General features: G+C 60.4%; 16 protein-coding genes. 6 read left to right on the top strand and 10 right to left on the bottom strand.

All coding sequences use genetic code 11. The annotated features are described in order from the left end of the window. Positions 1-71 precede the first annotated feature (71 nt). Positions 72-1382: an MFS transporter gene (locus ACM6IV_RS09220; protein ID WP_414869692.1), complete on the bottom strand. Its 1311-nt coding sequence runs from the start codon at positions 1380-1382 to the stop codon at positions 72-74. 171 nt (positions 1383-1553) lie between these two features. On the opposite strand from ACM6IV_RS09220, the gene ACM6IV_RS09215 reads away from it, so the two are divergent. The 3 genes from ACM6IV_RS09215 to ACM6IV_RS09205 all read left to right on the top strand — a co-directional run bounded on the left by ACM6IV_RS09215 (position 1554) and on the right by ACM6IV_RS09205 (position 5860). Next, on the top strand, positions 1554-2672 hold the full coding sequence (locus tag ACM6IV_RS09215) for a sugar diacid recognition domain-containing protein (RefSeq protein WP_414869691.1): 1119 nt from the start codon (positions 1554-1556) through the stop codon (positions 2670-2672). Between the two features lie 218 nt (positions 2673-2890). Next, the gene (locus tag ACM6IV_RS09210) at positions 2891-4033 is read left to right on the top strand and encodes a glycerate kinase (protein ID WP_414869690.1); all 1143 of its coding nucleotides are present in this window, start codon (positions 2891-2893) and stop codon (positions 4031-4033) included. Positions 4034-4234: 201 nt separating this feature from the next. Next, positions 4235-5860 carry a methyl-accepting chemotaxis protein gene (locus ACM6IV_RS09205; protein WP_414869689.1) on the top strand — a complete coding sequence of 542 codons (1626 nt, stop codon included), beginning with the start codon at positions 4235-4237 and terminating at the stop codon, positions 5858-5860. 69 nt (positions 5861-5929) lie between these two features. Here ACM6IV_RS09205 and ACM6IV_RS09200 read toward each other — a convergent pair whose 3' ends face one another. After that, positions 5930-6661 carry a hypothetical protein gene (locus ACM6IV_RS09200; protein WP_414869688.1) on the bottom strand — a complete coding sequence of 244 codons (732 nt, stop codon included), beginning with the start codon at positions 6659-6661 and terminating at the stop codon, positions 5930-5932. A 232-nt stretch (positions 6662-6893) separates the two neighbouring features. Between ACM6IV_RS09200 and ACM6IV_RS09195 the strand changes: the two genes are divergently transcribed. Next, a complete protein-coding gene (locus ACM6IV_RS09195) occupies positions 6894-8081 on the top strand; it encodes a pyridoxal phosphate-dependent aminotransferase (RefSeq protein ID WP_414869687.1) in 1188 nt (395 codons plus the stop codon). Between the two features lie 143 nt (positions 8082-8224). On the opposite strand, the gene ACM6IV_RS09190 is transcribed toward ACM6IV_RS09195, so the two are convergent. The 8 genes from ACM6IV_RS09190 to ACM6IV_RS09155 all read right to left on the bottom strand — a co-directional run bounded on the left by ACM6IV_RS09190 (position 8225) and on the right by ACM6IV_RS09155 (position 18722). Beyond that, positions 8225-9202, bottom strand: coding sequence for a 2-hydroxyacid dehydrogenase (locus tag ACM6IV_RS09190; protein WP_414869686.1), 978 nt, complete (start codon positions 9200-9202; stop codon positions 8225-8227). Positions 9203-9215: 13 nt separating this feature from the next. Beyond that, entirely contained in the window at positions 9216-10514 is a 1299-nt protein-coding gene (locus tag ACM6IV_RS09185) for an MFS transporter (protein ID WP_414869685.1), read from the bottom strand. Between the two features lie 106 nt (positions 10515-10620). Further along, positions 10621-11592 (bottom strand): sugar kinase, encoded by a 972-nt coding sequence (locus ACM6IV_RS09180; protein ID WP_414869684.1) that lies wholly within the window; start codon positions 11590-11592, stop codon positions 10621-10623. Continuing rightward, complete coding sequence (locus ACM6IV_RS09175; RefSeq protein ID WP_414869683.1) at positions 11585-12367, bottom strand: sugar phosphate isomerase/epimerase family protein; 783 nt, start codon at positions 12365-12367, stop codon at positions 11585-11587. Before ACM6IV_RS09175 ends, ACM6IV_RS09180 begins: the two co-directional genes overlap by 8 nt. A 112-nt stretch (positions 12368-12479) precedes the next feature. Further along, entirely contained in the window at positions 12480-13547 is a 1068-nt protein-coding gene (locus ACM6IV_RS09170) for a LacI family DNA-binding transcriptional regulator (RefSeq protein WP_414869682.1), read from the bottom strand. A 142-nt stretch (positions 13548-13689) separates the two neighbouring features. Further along, complete coding sequence (locus ACM6IV_RS09165) at positions 13690-14331, bottom strand: DUF1345 domain-containing protein (RefSeq protein ID WP_414869681.1); 642 nt, start codon at positions 14329-14331, stop codon at positions 13690-13692. Between the two features lie 119 nt (positions 14332-14450). Further along, positions 14451-17549 carry a multidrug efflux RND transporter permease subunit gene (locus ACM6IV_RS09160; protein ID WP_414869680.1) on the bottom strand — a complete coding sequence of 1033 codons (3099 nt, stop codon included), beginning with the start codon at positions 17547-17549 and terminating at the stop codon, positions 14451-14453. A gap of 15 nt (positions 17550-17564) precedes the next feature. Further along, positions 17565-18722, bottom strand: coding sequence for an efflux RND transporter periplasmic adaptor subunit (locus ACM6IV_RS09155; RefSeq protein WP_414869679.1), 1158 nt, complete (start codon positions 18720-18722; stop codon positions 17565-17567). 276 nt (positions 18723-18998) lie between these two features. Here ACM6IV_RS09155 and ACM6IV_RS09150 point away from each other — a divergent pair, with 276 nt between their 5' ends. Both ACM6IV_RS09150 and ACM6IV_RS09145 read left to right on the top strand, forming a co-directional pair. Further along, positions 18999-19700, top strand: coding sequence for a response regulator (locus tag ACM6IV_RS09150; RefSeq protein WP_414869678.1), 702 nt, complete (start codon positions 18999-19001; stop codon positions 19698-19700). 4 nt (positions 19701-19704) lie between these two features. Further along, positions 19705-21006, top strand: a complete 1302-nt coding sequence (locus ACM6IV_RS09145) for an ATP-binding protein (RefSeq protein WP_414869677.1) — start codon at positions 19705-19707, stop codon at positions 21004-21006. Positions 21007-21174: the final 168 nt, after the last annotated feature.

Below are 21174 nucleotides of genomic sequence, written 5' to 3'. Positions count from 1 at the left end.
ACTACCAAAACCAATCTGACGCCCCAATAAAAACGGCCCTGAAAAGGGCCGTTTTTCCGTGCATCAAAACCTCAGGCGCGCAACGTCCGCGTCATGCGCAACGCCAGCAGACCCCCTCCCACAATCACCGCCGCCAGCAGATACAACGCCGCATCCGTCGAGCCTGTGCTGTCCTTGACCCAGCCCACCAGATACGGGCTAAGGAACCCGGCCATTTGCCCCATCGAGTTGATCAACGCCAGGCCACCGGCCGCAGTGCCCGCGCTCAACATCGCCGTCGGCACCGGCCAGAACATTGGCAGACCGGTCAGTGCGCCCATGGTGGCGATGGTCAGACCGAGAATTGCAATGGCCGGATTCGCCGCGAAATTCACCGCGATCAGCAAACCGACCGCGCCCATCAGCATCGGCACCACCAAATGCCAGCGACGTTCCTTGCGCAGGTCCGCCGAGCGTCCGACCACCAGCATGAACACCGCCGCCAGCAGGTACGGAATCGCACTCAGCCAACCGATCACCAGGTTATCGCTGAAGCCAAGATTCTTGATGATCGACGGCAGCCAGAAGTTGATCGCGTACACGCCGCTCTGGATGCAGAAGTAGATCAGACCAAAGGCCCAGATCGCCGGGTTCTTGAATACCGCCAGCAGCGAATCGGAAGTGGTTTTCGGCTTGTTCGCCAGGTCTTCGGCCTGGTCCGCCTCGAGCACCGCACGCTCATGCGGGCTCAGCCACTTGGCGTTGGCAAAGCTGTCGCTCAGCAGGAACCAGGCGAGGGCGCCGAGGATCACCGTCGGAATGCCTTGCAGCAGAAACATCCACTGCCACCCGGCCAGACCGCCCTGGCCCGCGGCGAAGTGATTGAGAATCCAGCCGGAGAACGGGCTGCCGAGCAAACCGGACACCGGGATCGCCGACATGAACAACGCCATGATCCGCCCACGGCGAAACGTCGGGAACCACTGCGAGAGGTACAGCACGACGCCCGGGAAGAACCCGGCTTCGGCGGCACCGGTGAACAGACGCAGGGTGTAGAACCCGGTCGGGGTGGTGACGAACAACAGGCAGGTCGACAGCGTGCCCCAGGTGATCATCATCAGCGCAATCCAGCGCCGTGGGCCGAACCGGGTCAATGCGAGGTTGCTCGGCACGCCGCACAGCACGTAGCCGATAAAGAAGATACCGGCACCGAGGCCGTACACGGTTTCGCTGAATTTCAGGGCATCGAGCATCTGCAGTTTGGCGAATCCAACGTTGACCCGGTCGAGGTAGTTGAACAAGTAGCAGATGAATATGAAGGGGATCAAACGCAGGGTGATGCGTTTGTAGACGACGTTTTTATCGTCATCGATGGTCTGGGTAGCTGCGGCGCTCTGCGACATAGCGGCTCTCTCTTTATTATGATTTTTTGCGATGCAAAGGGTAACGTTGATCGCCCCGAGAGTCTCGGTCACCTCTGACCGGATTGTCTTTGTGCCTGCGCACAGGGTTTGCCGCCAGACCCTGTGCGGGTGAACAACCGCCAGTGCCATCAATCAAGGATTGCCGCTGTTATGTTCGAACTCGATCACGACCTCGCCCAGGACATCGTCGACCGGGCCATGGCCATTTTGCCTTACAACGTCAACGTCATGGACAGCCAGGGGCTGATCCTCGGCAGCGGCGAACCGGAGCGCATCAACACCCGGCACGAAGGTGCGCAACTGGTATTGGCCAACGGTCGCGTGGTCGAGATCGACGCACAGACCGCCGTGCATTTGAAGGGCGTGCAACCGGGGATCAACCTGCCGCTGTTGCTCGATCAGCGCTTGATCGGTGTACTCGGCATCACTGGCGAACCGGAACAATTGCGCACCTATGCCGAACTGGTGCGCATGACCGCCGAAATGCTCGTCGGCCAGCGCAATCAGCAAGCCGAGCAGCAATGGCGGCGCCAGCGTTGTGATGATCTGCTGGCGCTGCTGCTGAGCGAGGCGGGGGACTCGCCGCGTCTGGTCGATGAGGCGCAGCAACTTGGGCTCAAGCCGCAATTGACGCGGGTGCCGTATCTGTTCGAACTGGGCCTGGAACATGGGCCGGGGCAAACCGTCGAGGCGTTGAGTGCCTGGCTGACGTCGCGTTATCCGGACAGTTGGTGCGTGAGTTCGGCGAAGTCATCACTGCTGTGGTGCCGGCCGGCGAGTCAAAATGTCGAGCATGATCGCTTGCTGGAAAAACTCGATGGCCTCGGCTGGAAGATTTTGCGCATTGCCGTGGGCGGGCAGGCCGATGGACTGGCCGGGCTGCGCCGGTGTTATCGGCGTGTGGGCGACTTGCTCGCCTATGGCCGCGAAGTGTTGCCGCATTCGCGCTTGCTGACGTTGAACCGCTATCGATTGCCGGTGATGTTGTGGCGGCACCGCAATGACGATGCGCTGGACGAATTGCTCAAACCCTTGCGCAAGGTGATCGCCAAGGACGGCAACGGCCAGTTGCTGGCGACGCTGCGCAGTTGGTGCGAGCACGATGGGCAAAGTCAGGCCTGCGCCGATGCGCTAGGGATTCATCGCAACAGTTTGCGTTATCGGATGGAGCGTATTGCCGAGTTGAGTGGGGTGGATCCGTTGAGGCTGGACGGGATGCTGGCGCTGTATCTGGGGGTGCAGTTGCTGCCGCAGACTGATCCAAATTGATCGTGCGCCTTCAAAGACGCCATCGCGAGCAGGCTCACTCCTACAATTGGAATGCATTCCCCTGTAGGAGTGAGCCTGCTCGCGATGGCGGCGGTACATTCACCGCGGAGCCCTTTTGTGAAAATGAACAATAAACGCCACCGCCACTTGTGCAGCGGACAGGCGTCAAGGCGCAGGCCGACTGGCAGCATGAGGGGCATTGCAAACGGAGAATTCCCATGAAGATCGTCATCGCCCCCGATTCGTTCAAGGACAGCCTCAGCGCCCAAGGCGTCGCCGAAGCCATCGCCCTCGGTCTGGCCCAGGTCTGGCCGCAGGCAACGATGATCAAGTGCCCGATGGCCGATGGCGGCGAAGGCACGGTCGAGTCGATCCTCGCGGCCTGCGAAGGCGAACTGCGCCGCACCCGCGTGCGTGGCCCGTTGGGTACGCCGATCGACGCGGCGTGGGGCTGGTTGCCGCACAATCACACGGCAATCATCGAAATGGCCGAGGCCAGCGGCCTGCAATTGGTGCCGCCGGGACAGCGCGATGCATGCATCAGCAGCACCTTCGGCACCGGCGAATTGATCCGCGCGGCGCTGGATGCCGGGGCGCAACGGGTGATTCTGGCGATTGGCGGCAGTGCAACCAACGATGGCGGCGCCGGGGCGATGCAGGCACTGGGCGTGAAGTTGCTCGATGCACAGAATCAAGCGCTGGTAGCCGGCGGCCTGGCACTGGCGCAATTGGCACAACTGGACCTGAGTGAGCTCGATCCGCGTCTGGCGCAGGTGCGTTTCGATATCGCCGCTGACGTGAACAACCCGCTGTGCGGCCCGCACGGCGCCTCGGCGATTTTCGGCCCGCAGAAAGGTGCATCGCCGGCGCAGGTTGAACAGCTCGATCAGGCATTGGGTCATTACGCCGAACTGTGCGCGCAGGCGTTGGGCAAAGACGTTCGTGACGAACCGGGCAGTGGCGCGGCGGGTGGTTTGGGGTTCGCAGCCAAGGCCTTTCTCGGTGCGCAATTTCAAGCCGGGGTGGAAGTGGTCGCCGAACTGGTTGGCCTCGCCGAAGCTGTCAAAGGCGCCAATCTGGTGATCACCGGGGAAGGGCGCTTCGACGCACAGACCTTGCGCGGCAAGACGCCGTTCGGTGTTGCGCGCATTGCCAGACAGCACGACGTCCCGGTGATCGTCATCGCCGGGACGTTAGGTGAGGGTTATCAGGAGCTTTACGGTCACGGCATCGATGCGGCATTCGCCGTGACCGGTGGCCCGATGACGCTGGAGCAGGCCTGCGCCGAAGCACCGCGCCTGTTGCGCGAACGCGCAACCGATATTGCTCGCGTCTGGCAAATGGCCAAACACAACGTGTGAAACGGGTTCACAGGGTGTTTCAATCTTGTAACACCCTGAAAAATAATTGCACTCACCCCGCAATCTTCCTCAAGCCTGGCCGATACAGCTAACAGGCGCGCACATAACTTTCTAAAACAGTGACGCCAGACTGAAGCCCGTCTCCTCGGGCCAGTGATGACGCATGGACGCTCGTCGTTTCTATCTTTCGAGAGCTCAACTATGTCCTTGCGTAACCTGAATATCGCGCCCCGTGCTTTCCTCGGTTTTGCCTTTATCGCCTTGCTGGTGATCGCGCTGGGCGTGTTCGCCGTCAGCCGCATGACGGTCATTCGTCAGGCTTCGATCGATATGGACTCGACGCAATTGCCCAGCGTCACTCACCTCAGTGTGGTAACGGAAAACGTCCTGCGCATGCGCATCCTGTCGTTCCGTGTACTGGTCAATCGCGAACCGGCCAGCCTGCAAGAAGCGCAAACGCGCATTGCCGTGCTGGTCGACAAGGTGCGCAAGGCTCAGGCCAGCTACGCCGCACTGCCCGCAGGCCCTGAGGAGCGCGAAATCTACCAGGCCTTCTCAACCACCCTGGACCACTACCTGCAAGCGCAGAACCAGATGATTGAGCTGTCGCGTCAGGACAAACTCGAAGAGATGCGCACCTTGATCAACACGCGCATCAAGGAAGGCACCGACCAGATGGGCGAGCAGCTCAACAAGCTGATTGCAATCAACACGGCCGATGCGAAAACAGCGGCCACCAAGGCCGGTGAACACTACGACAGCGCGGTGACCGGGATCATCATCGTTGCCGTGATCGCAGCGCTGGCCACCGTGCTACTGGCCTGGCTGCTGACTCGCAGCATCGTCACACCACTCAACCGCGCCGTGCAGGCCGCGCAAACCATCGCTGGGGGTAACCTGACGGAAGTGATCGAAATCGACGGCAAGGATGAACCGGCGCGCCTGCTCGAAGCACTCGCCGCGATGCAGGGCAATCTGCGCAAAACCATCGAACAGATCGCCGGTTCCGCCACACAACTGGGCGCCGCTGCCGAAGAACTCAGTGCGGTGACCGAAGAAGCCTCCCGTGGTCTGCAGCAGCAGAACAATGAAATCGAGCAAGCCGCCACTGCCGTCAATGAGATGACCGCCGCCGTCGAAGAAGTCGCGCGCAACGCGGTGTCGACCTCTGAAGCCTCGAACCAGTCGACCCACGCCGCCCGGGAAGGTCGTGATCAAGTGGTGAAAACCGTCGATGCGATCCAGACCATGACCCACGACGTGCAGAACACCGCACAGATGATCGAAGGTCTGGCAGCGCAGGGCCGGGATATCGGCAAAGTGCTCGACGTGATCCGCGCCATCGCCGAACAGACCAACCTGCTGGCACTCAACGCGGCGATCGAGGCGGCACGTGCCGGTGAGGCAGGGCGTGGTTTTGCTGTCGTGGCGGACGAAGTGCGGGCATTGGCCCATCGCACCGCACAGTCGACCCAGGAAATTGAAAAAATGGTCGCCGGCATCCAGAACGGCACCGGCGAAGCAGTGTCGTCGATGCAGCAAAGCAACCAGCGCACCCAGACCACCCTGGAAATGGCCCGCGCCGCCGGGGTGGCGTTGGAGCAGATCACTCAGTCAATCCACCAGATCAACGAGCGCAACCTGGTGATTGCCAGCGCCTCGGAAGAGCAGGCGCAGGTCTCGCGCGAGGTCGACCGCAACCTGGTCAACATCCGCGATCTGGCCACGCAATCGGCCGCCGGGGCCAACCAGACCAGCGCCGCGACCCACGAACTGTCGCGTCTGGCGGTGGATTTGAATGCGATGGTGGCGCGTTTCGTGATTTGAGAAATACGGAATTGTCTGAAGTGGGCTGAAACAGGTTATTGCTTCAGCCCGTTTTGACAAATCGCTGTTTCAAGAAAGGTTTACTTTAATACTTTCGTAAACTGAGAACGGTCCTTTATTTCCTGCACGATCTACAAGCCTGTAAAAAGCAAGTTTATCGCCGGAGCCATATGCACGGATAATTTCGCCACTCAGTTTGATAACAGTAGGTGAGCTCGAGTCATGCACCGTTGTAATGATGATAGGACTATTCGTAAGTGAGCCATAGTGAAATTCGATACTGTCGCAGGCTCGTTGCTGCAGATAGCGGGGAATGGTTACCAAAACTTCATCACCGTGTTCGTCTAGATACTTCTGTGTAATCCCGTCACTGATGACCTCTTGCGGAAACTGTACAATTTCTCCAGGGTTGCCGTAGTTTGGAGCTGTTACATCGATCGTAAAAGGAGTGCTCTCTGACGTCTCTGGATTCCCTGCTGTATTCACCATGTATGAAACCTGGTGTACGCCTTCCTTTTGCAGGTAGTGCTCGGGGATATGGGCTGCAAATGGGAAAAGCGCTGGATCAATAGGCGTCACGAAATTAAAGTTTGCCACTCTCTCCCCGTTTAAGAGCAGTATCAATATTACGGGTAAGTTTAGTGGATTATCTGAACCTGGCCATTTCTGAATCAATAATTGCAGGGGGGCTGCCAACGCACTCAATGGCAACAAATTAATTTGACTGTCAGGGAAGTTTGCTAACGCGGCGGGGATTGCCGGTGGGGCCAGTTCGTGAATTTCTTCATTAAGATTTGTCATCGTTTTAACGCTCCGTTGTTTCGATAAGAAAGGCCTGTAAATGTTTTCGTGGGTTAATTAAGGGGGTGTTCTTGAAATTGGTCTACTGTCAACTCTGACAGGTAGGCAACCGACCAGAAATCGAGCACTGTACTAAGTTTTTCTTCAAATCCATCTTGCGGACAAAACGGCTGGCGCGTTTCGTGATTTGAGATACGGTGAAGGCTGGAGACCGCGCCATCAGGAGACGTACATGCGCTATTCAGCCTTGACCCAACGAATCGCCGGGGAGGGAGCCGCTGCCTGGCAGATTCACGACCGAGCGCTGGCGTTGTGCGCCGAGGGTGTCGATATCCTGCTGCTGAGCGTGGGCGATCCGGATTTCGATACACCGCTGCCGATTGTCCACGGCGCGATCGACAGCTTGCTGGCAGGCGATACCCATTATTCCGACGTGCGTGGCCGTCTGGCGCTGCGCAAGCTGATCGCCGAACGCCATCGTCGACGCAGCGGCCAAGCCGTCGATGCCGATCACGTGATCGTCATGCCCGGCGCGCAATGCGCGGTGTATTCGGTGGCGCAATGTCTGCTCGATCCGGGCGATGAAGTGATCGTCGCCGAACCCATGTACGTTACCTACGAAGGCGTGTTCGGCGCTTGCGGCGCGACGGTGGTGCCGGTGCCGGTGCGCCCGGAGAACGGCTTTCGTGTCGACCCGCTCGATGTCGCCGCACGCATCACGGCGAAAACCCGCGCCATGCTGCTCAACAGTCCGAACAATCCCAGCGGCGCGAGCCTGTCATTGCTGATCTGGCAGGAATTGGCGGCGCTGTGTATCCGCCATGACTTGTGGTTGATCAGCGATGAGGTTTACAGCGATTTACTTTACGAAGGTCAGCACATCAGCCCGGCGAGTTTGCCGGGCATGGCCGAACGTACGGCGACGATCAACAGCCTGTCGAAATCCCATGCGATGACCGGATGGCGCATTGGCTGGATGATCGGGCCGAAGTCGTTGGCCGAGCATTTGGTCAATTTATCGCTGAGCATGCTGTTCGGGTTGCCGGATTTTGTGCAAAAAGCGGCGCAGATTGCGTTGGAAACCGATTTGCCGGAAGTGACGCAGATGCGCGAGGAATATCGTCTGCGCCGGGATCTGGTCTGCGAACGTTTGAGCGGTTGCCCGGGGTTGTACCCGATTTGCCCTGATGGCGGCATGTTCGTGATGGTCGATGTGCGCCAGACCGGTCTCGGCGCCCAGGCGTTTTCCGAGCGGTTGCTGGAGGGTTATGGCGTGTCGGTGTTGGCCGGGGAAGCGTTCGGGCCGAGTGCGGCGGGGCATATTCGCATCGGGCTGGTGTTGGATCGGGTGAAACTGGCGGATGCTTGTGCGCGGATTGCCTTGTGTGCGGCGCAGCTTCTACAGGCGCGCAGTGCCTGATGGTTTTGGGTTGCCTGTTCCGGCCTCCTCGCGAGCAGGCTCACTCCTACAAGGGATTAGGGTGAACACTGAATTTGTGTACACCTCAAATCATTGTAGGAGTGAGCCTGCTCGCGATAGCGATTTAACAGGCAATAAACACCTCAGCCCTGCCAGGCCGATGCATTCACCAGATTCGCCGGCTTCTCGCCCTTCAACGCCGCCAACAGATTCTCCACCGCACACCGTGCCATCGCCTCGCGCGTCTCATGCGTCGCCGAGCCCATATGCGGCGTCGCCACCACATTACTCAGCTGCAACAGCGGCGAATCATGATTCAGCGGCTCACGCTCAAACACATCCAGCCCCGCCGCACGAATCCGCTGATGACGCAGCGCCTCGATCATCGCCGCCTCATCGACCACCTTGCCCCGCGAGATGTTGATGAAGATGCTGTCAGGGCGCATCAGCGCAAACTGCTCGGCGCCGATCAAACCTTCGGTCTGCGCGGTCAACGGCAAGGTCAGGCAAATGAAATCGGCCTGCTGGAGCAGATCCTCCAGGCTTCGATATTGCGCATCGAATCGCGCCTCGACCGCCGGTTTGCGCGACTGGCTGTGGTAGATCACCGGCATGCCGAATCCGAAATGCCCACGCTGCGCCAGCGCTTCGCCGATACGGCCCATGCCGATAATGCCCAAGGTCTTGCCATGCACATCGGTGCCGAAATGCGCCGGGCCGATGTTGCGGCTCCATTGACCGCTGCGCACCATGTTCGCCAGTTCCACCACGCGCCGGGCGGCGGCGAGGATCAGCGCGAAACCGGTGTCGGCAGTGGTTTCGGTGAGCACATCCGGGGTGTTGCTCAAGAGGATCTTGCGCCGGCTCAGGTAATCGATGTCGTAGTTGTCGACGCCGACCGAAACGCTGGCGATGGCCTCCAATTGCGGTGCCAGATCCAGCAGCCCCGCATCGAGTTTGAGGCTGGCGCCGAGCAAACCTTGAGCGCGGGGCAGGGCATCGCGCAGTTGCATGAGACCGTCGGCGTCGAGGCTTTCGATCAGTGTCACTTCGCAGTGTTCTTGCAAACGGGCCATCAGCGCAGGCGAAAGTTTCTTGTACAGGACGACGTGTTTTTTCATGGCAAAAGTCTCTTCAGGAATGCGCCGGCACGGCACGCGTGGCGACGGCTTTGGCGACGACGCGATCACTGGCGCCGGGCTTGAGAAAAATCGTCAGCACCACCGACAGCAGCAATGCACCGCTCATCAGCAGGTACGAGGCACCGGGCGAGCCGGTGGAACTGTTCAGGTAACCGACCAGATACGAACCGCCGAACGAACCGAGCGCGCCCATGCTGTTGATCAGCGCCATGGCGCCACCGGCAACGTTGGCCGGAAGAATTTCGGGGACGATGGCAAAGAACGGCCCGTAAGGTGCGTACATGCAGGCGCCGGCAATCACCAGCAGCGTGTACGACAACCAGAAATGCTCAGCGCCCAGTGCGTAAGAACCGTAAAACGCGATGGACGCGATCAGCAGCGGCGGCCAGACGAAGCGTTTGCGCTTCTGCAACTTGTCCGAACCCCACGACACCACGAGCATGCCGATCACCGCTGCCAAGTACGGCAGCGCCGACAGCCAGCCGGCTTCGATCATGTCCATTTGCGCGCCGGCCTTGAGGATCGACGGCAGCCACAGCACAAAGCCATAAACGCCGATGCTCCAGCAGAAAAATTGCAGCGCCAGAATGATCACCTTCGGCGAACGGAAGGCCTCGGCGTAGTTCTTCACCGCTTTGATCCCGACCTGCTCGGCCGCCAGAGCACTTTCCAGATCCTGCTTTTCCTGCTCGTTGAGCCATTTGGCCTGTGCCGGACGATCATCGGCCAGACGCCACCAGATAAAAGCCCAGAGCACCGCCGGCAGGCCTTCGATGATGAACATCCAGCGCCAGCTGAAATGCTGCACCAGATAACCCGAGACCACCGACATCCACAGCATGGTCACCGGGTTGCCGAGGATCAGGAAGGTGTTGGCCCGCGACCGTTCGGCACGGGTGAACCAATGGCACAAATACACCAGCATCGCCGGCATCACTGCCGCTTCAACCACGCCGAGCATGAAGCGGATGACGATCAGCCAATAGGCGTTGGAGACCACGCCGGTCAACGTGGCAAGTCCGCCCCAGAGAATCAGGCTGACAAAAATCAGTTTTTTCACGCTGTGTTTTTGCGCGTAGATCGCACCGGGTACCTGGAAGAAAAAGTAACCGAGAAAGAACAGTGCACCGAGCAGCGACGACAGGCCCGGGGTGATCATCAGGTCGGCGGCCATGCCCGAAGCAGCGGCAAATCCATAGTTGGCGCGATCCAGATACGCCAGGCTGTAGGTGATGAACACGATGGGCATGATGTACCACCAGCGGCGGGTGGCGAGGGTTGCGGTTTTCATGGGTGTTGCTCCTGAGCTTGTTGTTTTTGTCGCAGCAGGTTCAATTAATTGCGGTGACTAGGCGGGCCTCTTCGCGAGCAGGCTCACTCCTACAGGGGAACGCATTTCAAATGTAGGAGTGAGCCTGCTCGCGATTGGCGTCTTCGAATTCGGTAAATAATTCAGCCCGGGTGGGAAGGCCTTCCATATCCCCGCGACTCTGCACCGCCCGACTGCCAATCCAGTTCGCGCGCTGCACCGCCTCGGCAAAACTCTGATGTTCAAGCAGGGCGCTGATCATCCCCACCGCAAAGCCGTCACCGGCACCGACCGTGTCGACGACATTGCTCACCGGCACACCGGCGACAAATCCCGACGCCAGATGCGTTCGGTAATAAGCGCCCTCCGGCCCGAGTTTGATCGCTACCGCTTCGGCGCCCTGATCGAGATAAAACGCGGCAATGTCCGCCGGGTCATCGAAACCAGTGAGCAAACGACCTTCGCTCAACCCCGGCAACACCCAATGGGCGAGGGCGGCGAGGCGGTTGATCTCGCTGATCATTTCGCGCTCGCTGGCCCACAGGCTCGGGCGCAGATTGGGGTCGAACGATACGCTGCGCCCGGCGTTGCGCATGCGCGTCATCAGCTCGAAGGACATCTCCCGCGCCGACGCCGAGAGCGCCGGAGGAATGCCCGTCGCATGCAGATGACGGGCGCTCAGCAAGCTGGCAGTGATCGACTGCGGCGACAAATGACTGGCCGCCGAACCGCGCCGGAAATACTCGACTTGCGGGTCGCTGCCGTCGTCATTGCGGGATTTGAACTGGAACCCGGTCGGGTGCTGTTTATCGACATCGACGTGGCTGCAGTCCAGACCTTCCTTGATCAGGGTCTCGACCACAAAACGCCCGAGCGAATCGTTGCCGACCCGGCTCAGCCACGCGACGTTGAAACCCAGGCGCGACAGCCCGATCGCAACATTGCTGTCGGCCCCGGCGATGCGCTTGTGGAAGTGCTCGACCGCCGCCAGATCACCGGTCTGCTCGGCGACCAGCATCGCCATGGTTTCGCCGAACGAAAGAATATCGATCTCAGACATGAGCAGGCTCCAGACGGGATTGGCCGAGGCGGGCGAGGGCGGCGACGTGCTCGGTGGTCAGTTGCACCAGATCATCGCCCTGCAGCGGATATTCGGCGGCGCGCATAACGCCTTGGGCCATGTGCCGCAGCAGTTGGTCCCATAGATGCAGGTCACTGACGGCGGGCGGCACGGCGACCAGTTTGCCGTCGGCACGACGGGCCACGGCTTTGCAATGCACATAGCCGACATGCCGACCGAGCAGACGGGCGGCGCTGGCGGCGGACTGGTCCTGCCACTGCCAGTTGCCAATGTCGAAGGTCATCCTGATCGGCAAGTTGTGCTGTTCGACGGCAGCGAAGAAGCGCTGAAACGGTTCGATGCGTCCGCCGTGCAAAGTCTGGTCGTTTTCCACCAGCAACTGCACCGGGCTGTGTTGCAGGCGTTCGGCCAAAGCTTGCAGATCGTTGGTGTCGGTGAAGTAGCCGAGAGAAACCTTCAACCATTTCGAACCGAACGCTTCGGCCTGTTGCAGCGCGGTGATCAGCTCGGGATTGGGCTGCGCCTGACCGGCCAGCCACAGTTCGGTGGGTGAGGAATAGATGCTGAGCAAGCCCTGCGCCTGGGTGGCCTGAGCCAGTTGCGCAGGGTCTTCGCGCGTCAGCAGTTCCTCGCGCCACTCAATGCGATTGGCCCCGGCCGCAGCCAGAACATCGATGAAAGCATCCTGCCCGCGCTGGCGCACAAGCTCGGCGCCGTAGCTGGACAGACTGATGGAAACGGCGGGTTTATTCATTGTTATCGACCTCTGAAACCGGTTTCATTTTTGTTCAAAAAAATATCAGTGAGTGGTGTGTTGTTTTTGCTGGCCTCTTCCCGAGCAAGCGCGGTCCCACGATGGAATGCGATCAACCTGTGGGAGCGGGCTTGCTCGCGAAGGCGTCAGACCAGACACCGCCTACTTCACGGGTTGACCCACGCTCAACCAGCACCGGCGCAAAATCCACCACCCGCGCCGGCTCATCATCCCCGCGCAAGCGCTTGAGCAAACATTCAAACGCCCGCGCGCCAATCTCTTGTGTCGGCTGAGCCAGCGCGGTAATCCCGCTGCCCACCAACGGATACCAATCCAGATCATCCAGGGCGATCAGTCCGACATCCTCGAACAACCGGCAACCCATCTGGCGCAACGCAGTGGTCGCGGCTAGCGCTGCCACACCATTGGCGCAAAACAGCGCTTTCGGGCCATTGCCGGGGGTGTTTAAAAAGGTTTGAAGTTGCGCGTCCAGACTATCGCCGGTTTCCAGCACCGAGCCGGACAGATTCGAGCGCTGAACAATCTGCGCCTGAAAACTACTGACCCGCTCGATCCGCGAACTGGTGCCGTCAAACGGCTCAGTGACCAACACCAGATCCCGATAGCCTCGTTGTTCCAGATGCGCGAGCGCCATCTCCACCGCTTGCGGGTTATTCAACCCGACCATGTCGCTGTCGAGTCCGTCGACCTTGCGATCCACCAGCACCAGCGGCATCTCGCGGCGCAACTCATGCAACTCGTCACGGTGATGGCCCAGGGTGTTCACGATCAGCCCTTCGATGTTGTACGAGCGCAGCAGCGCCAGATGTTGACGTTCCTGCTCGTCATCGCGGTCGGTGTTGCACACCACCAGGCTGTAGCCGTGCGCACGGCAGGCGGTTTCCACCCCGTGCATCACGGCAATCGAATAAGGGTTACGGATATCGGCCACCAGCATGCCGATCAGGCGCGTACGCCCGCGTTTCAGGCCGCGTGCCATTTGGTTGGGGCGGTAACCGAGTTCGCTGATGGCCTGCTCGATGCGCAGGGCAATGGCATCGGAGAGCAGGGCGCGATCATCGCCGATGAAGCGCGAGACACTGGCCTTGGACACGCCAGCAAGTTCGGCTACATCGAGCATCGTCACGCGGCTGCGCTGGGCGGCGGAGAAGTCGTTCACGGTCTGAAACCTTATTATTGGATTTATGGGTTTAGCGTCTGCAAGCAGCGCTGAAACCGGTTTCAGGAAACACCAAAAGCAAATCCTCCGTCAAGTGAATGATCATCTGACATCGACTGGCTGCCGACGGGCGGGAATCTCTTCAGCCGAACAAACCGGCAGCGATATTGATGGAGAAGCCCAGAATGGCGGTATTGAACACGAAACCGATCAGCGATTGCGCCAAGACGATTTTGCGGATATCGCGGGTTGCCACGCCGACATCTGCCGTCTGTACGGCCACGCCAATGGTGAAGGAGAAGTACAAGAAATCCCAATAGTTGGGGGTAGTCAGGCCTTCGGCGAAGCGCAGCGCCGGTTCCTTGCCATCCCAGGTGTAATACAACCTGGCGTAGTGCACGCAGAAAATCACCCCGATCAATAGCCATGAGCCGATCACGGTCAGGGCGGTAAAGCCGTAGTGCAGCAGTTTGCGCGTGGTTTCAAGGTCCTTGCTGCCGGCCAGTTCGAAGGTGATGGTGGCCAGACTGGCCAGCGCGGCGATGCACACCACGAACAGCACCAGCCCGGCATTTTCATCTTCGACTTCGGCAATGCGTTTGACGTCCGGTGCCTTGGCGCGCACGGTCAGCCAGAACATCAGGATCAGGTAAGTCCAGACACCGGCGTTCCAGCCGATGAGGATTTTGCTGACGATGGAGTCGGCGGGGGTCAACAGACCGGTGGCGAGGCCAAGCAGGGCGGCGGCAGAAAGGCGAGGGTGGGTGCGGGCGAGGAAGCGCATGGGGACTCGATGGGGCAGGATGGTTCAGACACCTTAGCCCAGCGATCGCAGGTGTGACCACTGGCTCGAGTTTAGAAAGATCCCTGTGGGAGCGAGCTTGCTCGCTCCCTCAGTCTGGATCAGTGGGGTTTGGTGAAGCGCTGTACGAGCTTCATGACCACGACGAAGAAGACGGGTACGAAGATCACCGCCAACGTAGCGGTGATCATCCCGCCGATCACCCCGGTGCCGATCGCCTGTTGGCTTGCGGAACTGGCGCCAGTGGCAATGGCCAACGGCACCACGCCGAGAATGAACGCCAGCGAAGTCATCACGATCGGCCGCAGACGCAAACGCGCCGCTTGCAACGTTGCATCGATCAGGTCGTGTCCCTCGTCATACAGGCTCTTGGCGAACTCGATGATCAGGATCGCGTTCTTCGCCGACAGACCGATGATGGTGATCAGGCCAACCTTGAAGAACACGTCGTTCGGCATGCCGCGCAACGTCACGGCCAACACTGCGCCGAGCACACCCAGTGGCACGACCAGCAGCACCGAGGTCGGAATCGACCAGCTCTCGTACAGCGCCGCCAGACACAGGAATACCACCAGCAACGACAGGCCGAGCAAGATCGGCGCCTGGTTGCCGGACAAGCGCTCCTGCAACGACAGGCCGGTCCATTCCTGGCCCAGGCCTTTCGGTCCCTGCGCCACCAGACGTTCAATTTCTGCCATGGCTTCACCGGTGCTGTGCCCCGGTGACGGTTCGCCGGAAATCGCAATCGCCGGATAGCCATTGTAGCGGGTCAACTGCGCCGGGCCCTGAATCCAGTTGGCCTGCACGAATGCTGACAGCGGCACCATATGCCCGGCATTGTTTCGCACGTGCATTTTCAGCAGGTCGGCCACCTGGCTGCGCTGATCACCTTCGGCTTGCACGACAACGCGCTGCATGCGCCCCTGATTGGGAAAGTCGTTGATGTAGCTGGAGCCGACGGCGGTGGACAGCACATTGCCGATATCGGCGAACGACACACCCAGAGCATTCGCCTGCTTGCGGTCGACGACCAATTGCACCTGCGGCGCTTCGGCCAGGGCACTTTCGCGCACGTTCATCAGCACCGGGCTTTTCTCGGCTGCCGTGAGCAGTTCGGTGCGCGCCTGCATCAAAGTCGCGTGGCCCAAACCACCGCGATCCTGCAGGCGGAACTCGAAACCGCTCGACGTGCCGAGACCATCCACGGGCGGAGGCAGTACCGAAAACGCCATCGCGTCTTTGATGTCACTCAGCGCGATGTTGGCGCGCTCGGCAATCGAGCTGGCGCCATCATCACTGCTGCGCTGCGACCAGTCCTTGAGTGTCGAGAACGCCAGGGCGGCGTTCTGGCCGCTACCGGAGAAGCTGAAACCGAGAATCACCACCGTGTCACTGATCCCCGGCTCGCCAGCGTTATGCGCCTCAAGCTGTTCAGCCACGGCCACCGTACGATTCTTGGTCGCACCGGGCGGCAGCTGAATATCAGTGATGGTGTAGCCCTGATCTTCCACCGGCAGGAACGAGGAGGGCAGACGCGCGAAGCACAGACCCAGTCCCACCAGCAGCACACCGTAGATCAGCAGGTAGCGGCCACTGCGTTTCAGTGCATAGCCGACCCAGCCCTGATAACGATCGGTCAGGCGTTCGAAGCGGCGGTTGAACCAGCCGAAAAACCCGGACTTCTCGTGATGTTCGCCTTTGGCAATCGGCTTGAGCAGCGTCGCGCACAATGCCGGCGTCAGTGTCAGGGCGAGAAAGGCCGAGAACAGGATCGAAGTCGCCATCGACAGCGAGAACTGCTGGTAAATCACCCCGACCGAGCCCTGCATGAACGCCATCGGAATAAACACCGCCACCAGCACCAGCGTGATACCGATGATCGCGCCAGTGATCTGCGTCATCGCCTTGCGGGTGGCTTCCTTGGGCGACAAGCCCTCGGTGGCCATGATCCGCTCGACGTTCTCCACCACGACAATGGCATCGTCCACCAGAATGCCGATGGCCAGCACCATGCCGAACATGGTCAGCACGTTGATCGAGAAGCCCAGCGCAAGCATGGTCGCGAACGTGCCCATCAATGCCACCGGCACCACCAGCGTCGGGATCAGCGTGTAGCGTACGTTCTGCAGGAACAGGAACATCACCGCGAACACCAGCAGCATCGCTTCGCCCAAGGTGTAAATCACCTTGGTGATCGAGACTTTTACGAACGGCGAAGTGTCGTACGGGATCTTGTATTCCACGCCCGCCGGGAAGTAGCGCGCCAGCTCATCCATCTTCGCCCGCACCAGGGTCGCGGTGTTCAGCGCGTTGGCGCCCGGCGACAGCTGCACGCCGACAGCGGTGGACGGTTTGCCGTTGAGCCGCGTGCCGAACTGGTATTCCTGACTGCCGATCTCGACGCGTGCGACGTCACCGATGCGCACGGTCGAGCCGTCGCGATTGGCCTTCAGCACGATGTCGGCGAATTCTTCAGGCGTCGACAACTGCCCCTTCACCAGAATGGTCGCCGTGATTTCCTGGCTGGACGGATTGGGCAGATCGCCGATGCTGCCGGCGGACACCTGGGCGTTCTGCGCGACGATGGCTTCATTGACGTCAGCCGGCGTCAGGTTGAACGCGATCAGCTTCTGCGGATCGATCCAGATGCGCATGGCCCGTTCGGCGCCATACAACTGTGCCTTGCCGACGCCCTCCAGGCGCTTGATTTCGTTCATCACGTTACGCGCCAGATAATCACTGAGCGCCACGTCATCGAGTTTGCCGTCGCTGGACGTCAGGCTGATCAGCAACAGAAAACCGGACGAGACTTTTTCCACTTGCAGGCCTTGCTGATTGACCGCTTGAGGCAGGCGCGACTCGACCACTTTCAGACGGTTTTGCACATCGACCTGCGCCAGCTCCGGGTTGGTGCCCGGCTGGAACGTGGCTTTGATCGTCGCGCTGCCGAGGCTGCTTTGCGATTCGAAGTACAGCAAGTGATCGGCGCCGTTAAGCTCTTCCTCGATCAGGCTGACCACGCTTTCATCCACGGTCTGCGCCGAGGCGCCAGGGTATACGGCGTAGATTTCGATCTGCGGCGGGGCGACGTCGGGGTACTGCGCCACCGGCAACTGCGGGATGGCCAGCGCACCGGCCAACAGGATGAACAACGCGACGACCCAGGCAAACACCGGGCGGTCGATAAAGAACTGCGGCATAGAAAAGCGTCCTGCTTACTGACCAGAGGTCTGGGCAAGTGGAAGAGGGGTGTCGTCGATCTGCACGGTTTCGCCGGGACGGGCGTGCTGCAGGCCTTCGATGACGATGCGGTCGCCGGGCTTGAGGCCACCGGTGACGATCCAGCGATTGTTCTGCACCGCACCGAGTTGTACGGGTTGCTCGGCGACGCGCATCTGCTCATCGACAGTCAGCACCTGGGCTATGCCGGCGCTGTCACGCTGCACGGCGCGCTGCGGCACGGTGATGCCGTTCTGGATCGTTGCCTGCTCCAGCCGCACGCGGATGAAACTGCCCGGCAGCAAATCCAGATCCGGATTGGGGAATTCGCTGCGCAGGATGATCTGGCCGGTGCCCGGGTCGACGGTGATGTCGCTGAACAACAGTTTGCCCGGCAATGGATACAGGCTGCCGTCATCCTGAATCAGCGTGGCCTTGACCTGATCCTGGCCAACCTCCTGCAACTGCCCGGAGCGAAACGCGCGGCGCAACTCGTTGAGTTCACGGGTCGACTGGGTGAGATCGGCGTGGATCGGGTCGAGCTGTTGAATCCGTGCCAGTGGCGTCGTTTCGTTCTGCCCGACCAGTGCGCCTTCGGTGACCAGTGCACGGCCGACACGACCGGAAATCGGCGCGGTGACGGTGGCATAACCGAGGTTGAGCTTTGCGCGTTCGACGGCAGCCTTGCTGGCCGCAACGTCAGCGGCAGTTTGCCGGGCACTGGCACGGGCATTGTCATAGTCCTGAGCGCTGATGGCCTTGTCGTCGATCAACTGGGCATAGCGCTGTTCTTGCAGTTTCGCTTGAAATGCATTGGCTTCTGCCTTGCGCAGGGCGGCTTCGGCGCTATCGAGGTCAGCCTTGAACGGCGCCGGGTCGATGCGGAACAGCACATCGCCCTTTTTCACGTCGCTGCCTTCGCGGAAGGTGCGCTGCAAGACCACCCCGGCCACCCGTGCGCGCACTTCGGCGATGCGTGGCGCGGCGATGCGGCCGCTGAGTTCGCTGCTGATTGTCAGGGGGTGTGCTTTGATCGTCTCGATACGCACCGTCGCCGGTGGCGCCTGATCCTCGGTGTTCGAGGATGAATCACAGGCGCTCAGCATCAGCGCCATCGCGATCAGGCCGAGCCCGGCCAGCAGTTTCTTCGACATGTACAACCCCCAATATTGATGCCCGCATCCTACGGGCAGACGCCGAGATTAGCGGTGAAGCTTTGTAGGCGCTGTGTGAAATTGTGTAAGGGTTTTACTCAGGGATGGGTGAGGGCGTATATCCTTCAGGTCTTGAATTCTTTTGTGACGGTTAAACCGCTTTCGCGAGCAAGCTCGCTCCCACATGGGTTTTGTGAACTGTGCAAAACCACTGTGGGAGCGAGCTTGCTCGCGAAAGCGGTCTGACCTCCACCACAGCAATATCTGGATCACCCCATGCCCAACATCCTCCTGGTCGAAGACGACACCGCCCTCGCCGAACTGATTTCCAGCTACCTGGAGCGCAACGGTTATTCCGTCAGCGTGATCGGCCGTGGCGACCACGTGCGCGAGCGGGCGCGGGCCAATCCGCCGGATCTGGTGATCCTCGACCTGATGCTGCCGGGGCTTGATGGCCTGCAAGTCTGCCGTCTGTTGCGCGCCGACTCGGCAACGCTGCCGATCCTGATGCTGACGGCCCGCGACGACAGCCACGATCAGGTGCTGGGCCTGGAAATGGGCGCCGACGATTACGTCACCAAACCTTGTGAGCCTCGGGTCCTGCTGGCGCGGGTGCGCACCTTGTTGCGCCGCAGCAGCCTCGGCGAACCGCTGACCGCCAATGACCGCATTCTCATGGGCAATCTGTGCATCGACCTGTCCGAACGCACCGTGACCTGGCGCGATCAACCGGTCGAGTTGTCCAGCGGCGAGTACAACTTGCTCGTGGTGCTGGCTCGCCATGCCGGCGAGGTACTGAGCCGCGACCAGATCCTGCAACGCCTGCGCGGTATCGAATTCAACGGTACCGATCGCTCGGTAGACGTGGCGATCTCCAAGCTGCGCCGCAAGTTCGACGACCATGCCGGCGAGGCGCGCAAGATCAAGACCGTGTGGGGCAAGGGCTACCTGTTCAGCCGCTCCGAGTGGGAATGCTGAACTGATGTTTCGCATTCTGTTTCGCCTGTATCTGGTGACGATCGTTTCCTACAGCGCGGCGATCTATCTGGTGCCGGATCTGGTGGTCATGGCGTTCCGCGATCGCTTCGTCACTTACAACCTCGATTATTCGCGCGGTCTGCAATCGCTGATCACTCGCCAGTTTCGTGCCGTGCCGCACGAGCAGTGGCCGGCGCTGGCGGCGTCGATGGACAAGGATTTCCAGCCGCTGCACATCGTCCTAGCGCGGATCGACGATGCCAAGTTCACCGCCATCGAGCAGGCGCGCCTGCGTCGCGGTGAAAACGTCGTGCGTATCGGCGATTGGGGCTGGCGCACGCTGGCAGTGACGCCGCTGGACGACACCACCGCTGTGCAAATGGTCGTGCCGCCGGATCCGCTGGACGTCAATCTGTTGTACTGGAGCATCAACGTGCTGATCGGCGCGACACTGCTCGCCTGCCTGTTGATGTGGCTGCGCCCGCACTGGCGTGATCTGGAGCGGCTCAAAGGTACCGCCGAACGCTTCGGTAAAGGTCACTTGAGCGAGCGTACGAAAATCGCCCCGAGTTCCAACATCGGCAGCCTTGCCAACGTCTTCGACACCATGGCGGGCGATATCGAAAACCTGCTCAATCAGCAACGTGATCTGCTGAACGCCGTGTCCCATGAATTGCGTACACCGCTGACGCGTCTGGATTTCGGCCTGGCGCTGGCGCTCTCGGACGATTTGCCGACTGCCAGTCGCGAGCGCTTGCTGGGACTGGTCGCGCATATCCGTGAACTCGATGAGCTGGTCCTGGAGTTGCTGTCCTACAGCCGCTTGCAGAACCCGGCGCAACTGCCGGAGCAGGTCGAGGTGTCGCTGGATGAGTTCATCGACAGCATTCTGGGCAGTGTCGATGAAGAGCTGGAGTCGCCGGAGATCGTCATTGATGTGTTGCTGCACGGTCAGCTTGAACGCTTCTCGCTCGATCCACGCCTGACCGCGCGGGCAATCCAGAACCTGCTGCGCAACGCCATGCGCTATTGCGAGAAACGCATCCAGATTGGCGTGCAGGTGAATGCCGAGGGCTGCGAGATCTGGGTCGATGACGACGGCATCGGGATTCCCGACGACGAGCGTGAGCGGATATTCGAGCCGTTCTATCGACTCGACCGCAGCCGTGATCGCGCCACCGGTGGGTTTGGTCTGGGCCTGGCGATCAGCCGCCGGGCACTGGAAGCGCAGGGTGGCACGTTGACCGTGGAGTCTTCACCGTTGGGCGGGGCACGCTTTCGGCTGTGGTTGCCCACTAACGTCTGAGGTCCATGTCTCTGAGTATTGACCTGAGGGAGCGAGCTGCTCGCGAAGGCGTCGGGTCGGTCAACGCATATTCAGCTGATATACCGTCATCGCGAGCAGGCGCGCTCCCACAGTGGGATTGCGTTTTCCGACCAATGGAAACGTTTTGCACCGGTTTTATAGGGGGTA

This window comes from Pseudomonas sp. IT-347P (assembly GCF_949768005.1).
Classification (GTDB): Bacteria; Pseudomonadota; Gammaproteobacteria; order Pseudomonadales; family Pseudomonadaceae; genus Aquipseudomonas.
The sequence above is the reverse complement of the archived record's forward strand: the minus strand, read 5'-3'. Positions and strand labels throughout refer to the sequence as shown.